Source organism: Nioella sediminis (assembly GCF_001879695.1).
Classification (GTDB): domain Bacteria; phylum Pseudomonadota; class Alphaproteobacteria; order Rhodobacterales; family Rhodobacteraceae; genus Nioella; species Nioella sediminis.
In genome coordinates, this window is record NZ_MNBL01000009.1 from 19558 (window position 1) to 28723 (window position 9166).

The 9166-nt window shown below is 65.4% G+C and carries 10 protein-coding genes; 4 read left to right on the plus strand and 6 right to left on the minus strand.

What is annotated here, in order from left to right:
- The first annotated feature begins 55 nt into the window (after positions 1 to 55).
- Both BKY26_RS00915 and BKY26_RS00920 read left to right on the plus strand, forming a co-directional pair.
- Positions 56 to 649, plus strand: a complete 594-nt coding sequence (locus BKY26_RS00915; protein ID WP_071688523.1) for a nitroreductase family protein — start codon at positions 56 to 58, stop codon at positions 647 to 649.
- A complete protein-coding gene (locus tag BKY26_RS00920) occupies positions 646 to 1350 on the plus strand; it encodes an EI24 domain-containing protein (protein ID WP_071688524.1) in 705 nt (234 codons plus the stop codon). Before BKY26_RS00915 ends, BKY26_RS00920 begins: the two co-directional genes overlap by 4 nt.
- Here the strand turns inward: BKY26_RS00920 and BKY26_RS00925 are convergent.
- Both BKY26_RS00925 and mce read right to left on the minus strand, forming a co-directional pair.
- Positions 1322 to 1600: a DUF1467 family protein gene (locus BKY26_RS00925; RefSeq protein WP_071688525.1), complete on the minus strand. Its 279-nt coding sequence runs from the start codon at positions 1598 to 1600 to the stop codon at positions 1322 to 1324. The genes BKY26_RS00920 and BKY26_RS00925 overlap by 29 nt on opposite strands.
- The gene (gene mce / locus BKY26_RS00930) at positions 1600 to 2004 is read right to left on the minus strand and encodes a methylmalonyl-CoA epimerase (protein ID WP_071688526.1); all 405 of its coding nucleotides are present in this window, start codon (positions 2002 to 2004) and stop codon (positions 1600 to 1602) included. The genes BKY26_RS00925 and mce overlap by 1 nt, the downstream gene beginning before the upstream one ends.
- A gap of 150 nt (positions 2005 to 2154) precedes the next feature.
- Here mce and BKY26_RS00935 point away from each other — a divergent pair, with 150 nt between their 5' ends.
- Positions 2155 to 2874, plus strand: coding sequence for a response regulator (locus BKY26_RS00935; RefSeq protein ID WP_071688527.1), 720 nt, complete (start codon positions 2155 to 2157; stop codon positions 2872 to 2874).
- On the opposite strand, the gene BKY26_RS00940 is transcribed toward BKY26_RS00935, so the two are convergent.
- The 4 genes from BKY26_RS00940 to aspS form a co-directional block, all read right to left on the minus strand.
- Positions 2871 to 3590 (minus strand): GNAT family N-acetyltransferase, encoded by a 720-nt coding sequence (locus tag BKY26_RS00940; protein ID WP_071688528.1) that lies wholly within the window; start codon positions 3588 to 3590, stop codon positions 2871 to 2873. The two genes, BKY26_RS00935 and BKY26_RS00940, sit on opposite strands and share 4 nt — an antisense overlap.
- Positions 3591 to 3655: 65 nt before the next feature.
- On the minus strand, positions 3656 to 4891 hold the full coding sequence (locus BKY26_RS00945) for a DUF1501 domain-containing protein (RefSeq protein ID WP_071688529.1): 1236 nt from the start codon (positions 4889 to 4891) through the stop codon (positions 3656 to 3658).
- Between the two features lie 4 nt (positions 4892 to 4895).
- Entirely contained in the window at positions 4896 to 6257 is a 1362-nt protein-coding gene (locus BKY26_RS00950) for a DUF1800 domain-containing protein (RefSeq protein ID WP_071688532.1), read from the minus strand.
- Between the two features lie 130 nt (positions 6258 to 6387).
- Positions 6388 to 8163 (minus strand): aspartate--tRNA ligase, encoded by a 1776-nt coding sequence (gene aspS / locus BKY26_RS00955; RefSeq protein WP_071688530.1) that lies wholly within the window; start codon positions 8161 to 8163, stop codon positions 6388 to 6390.
- Between the two features lie 198 nt (positions 8164 to 8361).
- On the opposite strand from aspS, the gene BKY26_RS00960 reads away from it, so the two are divergent.
- Positions 8362 to 9166: SAM-dependent methyltransferase (locus BKY26_RS00960; protein WP_131541735.1), on the plus strand; the 805-nt coding region annotated here is incomplete at its 3' end.

Sequence of the window (9166 nt, forward strand, 5' to 3'; positions counted from 1 at the left end):
AACTCCGCCCCATCCTTGCCGACATGTCTGTGACCCGTTCCAGATGAAAGCCGACATGCCCGATATTGCCCCCTTGTCCGCCCGCCCCGAGGTGCTCGATTTCCTGCTGACCCGCCGGTCGCGCCCCGCCAAGACGCTGACCACCCCGGTGCCGGATCGTGCGACGGTGGAGACCCTGCTGACCGCCGCTGCCCGCAGCCCCGACCACGGCAAGCTGGAGCCCTGGCGCTTCATCGTGCTGGAACGGGAGGCCAATCTGCGATTGGCGGCGCTGACACGGACCTGTGGCCCTGCCTCCGGCGTCGAGCCCGAGAAGGTGGAGAAGAACGCCAAGTCCTTCGAAGACGCCCATCTGGTGATCGCCGTGATCGCCAGCCCGAAACCGTCTGACAAGGTGCCCGAGGTGGAACAGGTGCTCAGCGCCGGGGCCGTCTGCCTGGCCCTGGTGAACGCAGGCCTCGCCGCCGGGTGGGGGGCCAACTGGCTGACCGGCTGGATGGCTTTCGACAGGGGCTTTCTGACTAAAGGTCTCGGGCTGTCCGACGCCGAATTCGTCGCGGGCTTCATCCATCTGGGCACGGAAACGAACGTGCCCCCGGAACGCCCCCGCCCGGATCTGCCTGCGATCACCACCTGGGTAAGTAAATGATTTTAAACGATTTCCTGAAGGCGGTCCGACAGCTTTCCGACCCGCGCTTCCTGCGTGTTCTGCTGATGGGGCTGGCACTGACCATCGGCTTGCTGGTCGGCATCTACTGGCTCTTCGCCACGGCGATCGGCTGGCTGGTTCCCGACACGCTGACCCTGCCCTGGATCGGAGAGATTGGCGGCATCGACGCGGCCCTGTCCTGGGCGGCCATTCCGGTGATGCTGGTCGCCTCGATCTTTCTGATGGTGCCGGTGGCCTCGGCCTTCATCGGCATTTTCCTGGAACAGATCGCCGACGCGGTGGAGGACCGCCACTATCCCGGCCTGCCGCCCGCCCGCCAGGTCGGCTTTGCCGAGGGGCTGCTGGATGCCGTCCGTTTTCTGGGCGTGGTGATCGGCGTCAACCTCGTGGCGTTGATTGCCTATATCCTGTTCGCCCCCATTGCGCCGATCCTGTTCTGGGTGGTGAATGGCGTGCTACTGGGCCGGGAATACGCGCAGCTCGTGGCGCTGCGCCGCAATGACGCGGAGGGGGCGGCGCGATTTCGCAAACGCCACCGCACCCAGATTTTCGCCGCAGGCGTGCTGATGGCCGTGCCGCTGACGATCCCGGTCGTGAACCTCTTGGTCCCGATCCTCGGCGCGGCCACCTTCACGCATCTTTATCACCGGCTTAGTCGAGCTGCCCCCCGAACAGGGTGAACAGATCAAAACTGTCGACGGTGATGCGCCCCGACAGGATCAGCGCCACCAGCACAGCCCAGATCGGCAGCGACACCAGGGTGGTGATCAGGAATTTCTTCTTGATCTGGATATTGTCCGGCGCGGAGGCGGGCGTGCCGGGCACGACATTGCCCGTGTCGCCTTGCGTTTTCAGGCGCAGCGGCAACACGATGAAGAGCGTCATGAACCAGACGACCGCCAGGAGGACGAGGGAGGTAAACCAGCCCATCAGACCTGCTCCAGCTCGACCAGAGTACCGGTGAAATCCTTTGGATGCAGGAACAGGACCGGCTTGCCATGGGCGCCGATCTTGGGCTCGCCGCTGCCCAGAACCCGCGCGCCCGAGGCTTTCAACTGGTCGCGTGCGGCCAGGATATCCTCGACCTCGTAACAGATATGGTGGATGCCGCCCGAGGGGTTCTTTTCAAGGAACCCGTTGATCGGGCTGTTGTCGCCAAGCGGGTACAGAAGTTCGATCTTGGTGTTGGGCAGTTCGATGAACACCACGGTCACGCCGTGGTCGGGCTCATCCTGCGGCGGGTTTACCTTGGCGCCGAGCGTGTCGCGGTATTGGGCCGCTGCCGCCTCCAGGTCGGGCACCGCAATCGCCACATGGTTCAACCGTCCGATCATGTCGTCACTCCTTTGTCTCTCGCTTGCGCTGCATATGGGGCCGGGAATGGGGGGTTGGCAAGCGGCCCTTCGCCGCGCCCCTGCCGTTAACCCTCTGTCAACCTTGGGCGGGTCTAATGGGTGTCAGAATCGCCTTGGGGGCTTTTGGACATGGACACCGACACTCGCAGACCGGATGAGGAGATCCCGTTTTACCACCCGATACCGACGGCGGACCGCCCGCTTGCCGGGCTGACCGTTCTGGTTGTCGAAGACAGCCGCTTCGCGTCAGAGGCGTTGCGCCTGATGTGCCTGCGCTCCGGCGCACGGATCAGGCGGGCCGATTGCCTGGCCTCGGCGCATCGTCATCTGAATACCTACCGGCCAAGCGTGGCCATCATCGACCTGGGTCTGCCCGACGGGTCCGGGCTCAGCCTCATCGACGAAATGCACCGCACCAGCCCGCGGGTTCCGGTGCTGCTGGCAACCTCGGGGGCCGAACGGCAGGCCGCCGCGCGGGCTTCCCGGAACGCCGGGGCAGACGGGTTCCTGCCGAAACCGGTGGACAGTCTCAGCGCCTTCCAGACCGAGATCTTGAAGCATCTTCCGCCCGAGATGCAGCCGCGCGGCCCACGTGCCGTTGCGACGCAGCTTCTCTGCCCCGACCGGCTGGCCCTCAGGGATGATCTGACCCATGCGCTCGAATTGCTCGATCAGGACAGGCTGCCCGCGGACTACCTGCGGCGCTTCCTGTTGGGCATCGCCCGCAGCGCCAGCGATGTCGGCCTGCTGGAAACCGTCCGTGCCCTACCTGTCCATCTGGCCCATGCGGACCGGGCCAATCTGCGCGCCCTGCTGGCGGACCGGGTGGCGGGGATGGAAGCGGTCTAGCGAGCGATCAATGCCGGATCGGCCCCCGCGCGCACCAGCCGCGTCAGGTCGGACAGGGCCTCCTTCTGGGTTCCATCGGCCCCAAAATTGGATGGCGACAACCATGCCTGAAACGCTTCGCGCAGCGCAGGCCATTCCTTGTCGATACAGGCAAACCAGGCCGTATCCCGGTTGCGGCCCTTGACGATGGTGGCCTGCCGGAAAATGCCCTCATAGCTGAACCCAAGCCGCTGCGCTGCCCGACGCGAGGGCATGTTCAGCGCGTCGCACTTCCACTCGAACCGCCGATAGCCCGCCTCGAAGACCCATTCCATCATCAGGAACAAAGCCTCGGTCGCGGCCCGGCTCCGCTGAAGCTCAGGGGAGAAATTGATGTGCCCCACCTCGATCACACCCACCTCTGGCGTGATCCGCAGATAGCTCGCCACCCCGCCGAACTGCCCGCTGTCCCGATTCTGCACCGCGTAAAAGAGCGGATCGTCCCCGGCGGTGATCTGCCGGATCCAGCGGTGATAGGCGGCTGCCGAGGAAAACGGGCCATAGGGCAGGTAATCCCAGACCGCATCATCGGCGGAATTGGCCCGGTGCAGATCTGCGGCATGGGCGTCGGCGTCGAGCCGCACAAGCCGTGCGTAGCGCCCCTCCAACGGCCCCATGGTTGGGCGCGGCGGTGCGGTCCAGCCGGTCAGTCTGGTCCCGAACGTCTTGTCTGTCATCTCCGTCTCCACCCCGGTTTCGGCAAGGAGCAGAAGACGGGATCACGCGGCGAAGCGCAAGCGCCTCAGCGTAGCAGCCCCGGATCAGGCCCCAGGTCGAGCCCCGGAAAGATCTGTCCCTCCAGCGCCGCCCGGTCGGTGCCGAAAAGCCCCGCCATCGCCCATGCCGCATAGGCGCGCACATCGCGGGTGGGCATCAGGTCACGATCTGCAAACAGATCGCCCTGCCCCAGACCCGGCCAGTCGCCCACCACCCGGCCCCCGCGAATGGCCCCTCCGGCCATCACCAACGCGCTGCCGGTGCCATGATCGGTGCCCGCCGAGCCGTTCTGGCGGACCGTGCGTCCGAACTCGGTCATTGCCAGCACCACCGTCCGATCCCAATCAGGGCCGAGCCCGCTGCGTAGCTCCGATATCGCGCTTGACAGATGCCGCAACGCCCCGCCCATCCGGTTCACCTGCCCGCGATGCGTATCCCACCCGCCAAGTGAGAAACTGGCGATCCTTGCATCCTCACGCAGCCGTTCGGCGGCGAAACTGGCCAGGGACCGGGCCGTGACCGAGCGGTTGGACGCGGAAATGCTGTCTGCCATCGCCTCCATCATCTCGCCGTCCTCCATGTCCCCGCCATCGAAAGCGCCATGCAGAAGGTCGGAATAAAACTCCGCATCCTCAAAGGCTTCGCGGAACAGCGGATCGTCATGGTACAGCATGCCCAACAGGTCCGCCGTCGCGGGCGTCAGCCCGAGCCGTGAAGCGGGCGACCACGCCACCGACGGCGCAGCCCCGCGCAGGATCAGCGCCTCTTCGCGGCCCACGGCCAGGGCCGTTTCTCGCGTGGCGCCGGGCAAGGTCTGCACCAGCCGGTTCAGCCAGCCATCCTCGTAGGACCGCCCCACCGTCTCGGCCCCGGTGCCCGCCTCCAGCAGATCCTGCCCGTCGAAATGGCTGCGCTGATTGCGATAGGGGGTGGAAACGGCATGCGCGAAGCCAAGCTCTCCGGCCTGCCAGAGCGGCATCAGGTCACCAAGACCGGGATGCAGCGCGAAGAACCCGTCGAGATCCTGCGCGCCCGCGGCGGGGCCAATGGCGAAATCAGGGCGGTAGCCGGAGAAATCCGGGTCGCCATAGGGCTGCACAAGGTCCAGCCCGTCCATCGCCCCGCGCAGGATGATCACAACCAGCCGGTTGTCGGTCGGGGCAGAGGCAAAGGCCACCGGGGTCATCAGCGGGCTGGCCGCCGCCGAACAGCCAATGGCCGAGGCGCGCAGCAGCAGGTCGCGGCGGGTCAGTCGGGACATCGGCTCAACTCCTCTGAAACGCGGGCGAGGCCAGCACCAGCCCGACGCCTTCGATCCGGCTTTCGGCACGGGCGGCGGCCAGCTGCAGATCCGGCGGCGCGGCATCGCCAAGCGCATCGCGGGCAAAGGCGCGCGGGTCGGGCAATTGCGGGCGCAGCTCTGACGGGACGGTCATGCACCATGCAATGCGCGCGGCCAAGGTCTGCGGCCCGATCCATTCTGCATCGTCGTCGAAATACCCGTCCGGGCCGGACGCGTTCTGCCAACCCTGCCCCATGGCCGCCATCGGACGCGCCGCAAGGTTCCTGAGCCGGTGCAACGGCGCGCGGATCACCCCCTCCGGCGGCACCTCAAGCGCGCGCAGGGCCGATGCGAGGAAGTGCAGCGGCTGTTTCACGCGCCCCGGCCCCGGCGTCATGGCGGCAGGATGGGTCAATAGGGTCGCCGTCACCGCCGCCAGATCGCCGCCAGTCTCCATCCAGACCGCCTGCATATCCGCCACCAGCCCCGGATCGGGTGTGTCGGACAGGAAGTGGTCGGCCAGTTTGCGGCTGACATGGGCGGCGGTCTCTGGCCTGATCGCCAGATCATGCAGCGCGGCGCGGATATCGGCGAGCCTGGCCTGACCGTCACCGCCATAGCTGTTGCCCATGACCGTCTCTGCCCCCGGTTCGGCATTGTTCGGCCGGAAAGCCAGCGCGCCGTCCCGCGTGACGCCAAGCCCGGTCAGAAGTTCCGCCATCTGCCGCACATCGTCCTGGGTATAGCCGCCATCCGCCCCGACCGTGTGCAGTTCCAGCAGTTCCCGCGCGAGGTTTTCGTTGAGGCTCGCGCCGCGCCTCTGCCCGGTCAGGGAATTCGGCCCATAAGAGCGCTCCTGATCGAGATAGAGCACCATCACCGGATGCAAGATCGCGGCCTCCAGCATATCACCGAACCGGCCCGCCACATGGGGCCGGATCTGCTCGTCGATATAGGCGGCAATGGCCCCGCGCATGAAGCCACGGCCGCCCACGGTGGTGAAGTGATCGGCCCAGAACCAGACCAGCCGTTCGCGCAGCCCGTGCGGATCGGCCACGCCTCGGGCAAGGGTCACGGCCATCTGGTTCAAAACCTCGCGATTGAGCGCGTCGCGTATGTCACGAAACGCCGCTTCAGCTTCTTCGCTGTCGTTTCGCGCGCGCTGAAGGCGGGTGTATTCGATCCGAAAGGCCGCACGGGTCTCATAGCTGTCGAGCGGGAAAGCCGTGACCATCTGGTCCGGCTCTGACAGCGCGGCCAGCATCGCCTCGGGGGAGGCCGCCGGGAATTCCGGGCGCAGGCCGGTGCCAAAGCGGATCGTGGCAAGAGTGTTCGGGGAGGTCATGGGCAAAAGGCAAACGGGGTATACATACCCGAAAGATAGCCTGCTTCGCGCCCCCGCCAAAGCCCGGAATGCACAGATGCAAAAGGCCCGGCGGGGATATGCCGGGCCTTTCTGTCGCCATGGGCGAAAATCAGTCCTGCGGGATGACGCGCAGGCCCAGTTCCATAAGCTGATCAGCCATCGGTTCGGACGGGGCGTTCATCATCAGGTCTTCGGCCCGCTGGTTCATCGGGAAGAGCATGACCTCGCGGATATTCGCCTCATCGGCCAGCAGCATCACGATGCGGTCGATCCCCGCCGCACAGCCGCCGTGGGGCGGGGCGCCGTATTGGAACGCGTTGACCATGCCGCCGAATCGCTTGCGCACCTCCTCTTCGCCATAGCCCGCCAGTTCGAACGCCTTGAACATGATTTCCGGCTTGTGGTTCCGGATCGCGCCGGACACCAGTTCATAGCCGTTGCAGGCGAGGTCATACTGGTAGCCGTGCACGTCGAGCGGGTTGCCGTCCAGCGCCTCCATACCGCCTTGCGGCATGGAAAACGGGTTGTGGCTGAAATCGACCTTGCCGGTTTCCTCGTCGGCCTCGTACATCGGGAAATCGACGATCCAGGCGAAGGCGAAGCGGTTTTGTTCGGTCAGGCCCAATTCGTTGCCGATCACGACGCGGGCGCGACCGGCCACGCCCTCGAACGCCTCGGGCTTGCCGCCAAGGAAGAAGGCCGCGTCGCCCTTGCCGAGTTTCAGTTGCTGGCGAATGGCCTCGGTGCGCTCGGGGCCGATGTTCTTGGCCAGCGGCCCGGCGGCTTCCATGCCGTCCTCGCCGTCGCGCCAGAAGATATAGCCCATGCCGGGCAGTCCCTGTTCCTGCGCGAACTTGTTCATCCGGTCGCAGAACTTGCGGCTACCGCCGGAAGGCGCGGGGATCGCGCGGATCTGGGTGCCGTCCTGTTCGAGGATCTTGGCGAAGATGGCAAAGCCGGAGCCCGCGAAATGCTCGGACACGTCCTGCATCTTGATCGGGTTGCGCAGGTCGGGCTTGTCGGTGCCGTACCACAGCGCCGCGTCCTTGTAGCTGATCTGCGGCCAGTGCTTGTCGACGGTGTGGCCGCCCCCAAACTCTTCGAACACGCCCTCGATCACCGGCTGGATCGTGTCGAACACGTCCTGTTGGGTGACGAACGACATCTCCATATCGAGCTGATAGAAGTCGGTCGGGCTACGGTCGGCGCGCGGGTCTTCGTCGCGGAAACAGGGCGCGATCTGGAAATACTTGTCGAAGCCAGAGACCATCAGCAACTGCTTGAACTGCTGCGGGGCCTGCGGCAGGGCGTAGAACTTGCCCGGATGCAGGCGCGACGGCACCAGGAAGTCGCGCGCGCCCTCGGGCGAAGATGCGGTGATGATCGGGGTCTGGAATTCGTTGAAATCGAGATCCCACATGCGGCGGCGGATCGAGCGCACCACGTCCGAGCGAAGCTTCATGTTCTTCTGCATCTTCTCGCGGCGCAGGTCGAGGAAGCGGTAACGCAGGCGGGTTTCTTCCGGGTATTCCTGATCGCCAAAAACCATCAGCGGCAGTTCCTCGGACGCACCCAGAACCTCCAGCCCGCGCACGAAAACCTCAACCTCGCCCGTGGGGATCTTGGGGTTGATCAGTTCCGGGTGACGGGCCTTCACCTCGCCATCAATGCGGATACACCATTCGGACCGCACCTTTTCAACGTCCTTGAACGCGGCACTGTCGGGGTCGGCCAGCACCTGAGTCACGCCGAAATGGTCGCGCAGGTCGATGAACAGAATGCCGCCATGGTCGCGCACCCGGTGGACCCAGCCCGACAGACGCACGGTCTGGCCCACGTTTTCCTTGGTCAATTCGGCGCAGGTATGGCTGCGGAAAGCATGCATCACGGATGTCCCTTCGGGGGTGGAATTTCGACTGTGCCGATACACCTTCTGCGCGCCGGGAAGTCAAGGCCGACCCGGCGGTGCTTTGCCGGGCCTACGGTTGTTTCGCGGCGAAATCTTCCCTTTTTCGCAAGATTTGGCAGAATACCCCCCGGATTGTGACACGCGCGACCTGATGAAACGGGGGTTTTGAGGGCGATGTGGGACAAGCTGTTGGACGGAATGCTGCGCGGGTTCATCAAGACCGGCGCGCTGGAAATCGCGCATCCTGATGGCAGGGTCAGCCGATATGAGGGCGGGCCGGGGCCTGCCGTCGGGCTGCGCTTTCACGATCAGGGCATCGCGCGGGGCATCCTGACCGCGCCGGATATGACCTTGGGCGAAGGCTTCATGGACGGCCACATCACCATTGACGGCGACGATCTGGATGGGCTGCACGCGCTGCTGGCGATGAATGTGGCGCAGTCGGGCGATCTGTGGTGGCGCAAGACGATCCAGACCACGCGGCTGGCGCGACGACGACTGGACCAATGGAACCCGGCCAGCAAGGCGCAGGCCAATGTGGCCCATCACTATGACCTGTCGGCAGCGCTCTATGACCTCTTTCTGGATGAGGACCGGCAGTATTCCTGCGCCTATTTCCGCCACCCCGACATGACGCTGGAAGAGGCGCAAGCGGCCAAGAAGGCGCATATCGCCAAGAAGCTCTGCCTCGAACCGGGGATGCGGGTGTTCGAGATCGGCTCGGGCTGGGGCGGGATGGCGCTGACCCTGGCGCGGGATTACGGCGTCGAGGTTCTGGGCGTGACGCTCTCGACCGAGCAGCTGGACTGGTCCCGCGCGCGGGCCGAAGCGGCGGGGATGGCCGACAAGGTGCGCTTTGAGTTGAAGGATTACCGCGCCGTTACCGGACAGTTCGACCGGATCGTGTCCGTGGGCATGTTCGAACATGTGGGCGTGCCCCATTACCGCGCCTATTTCGACACCGTGCGCGACCGGCTGA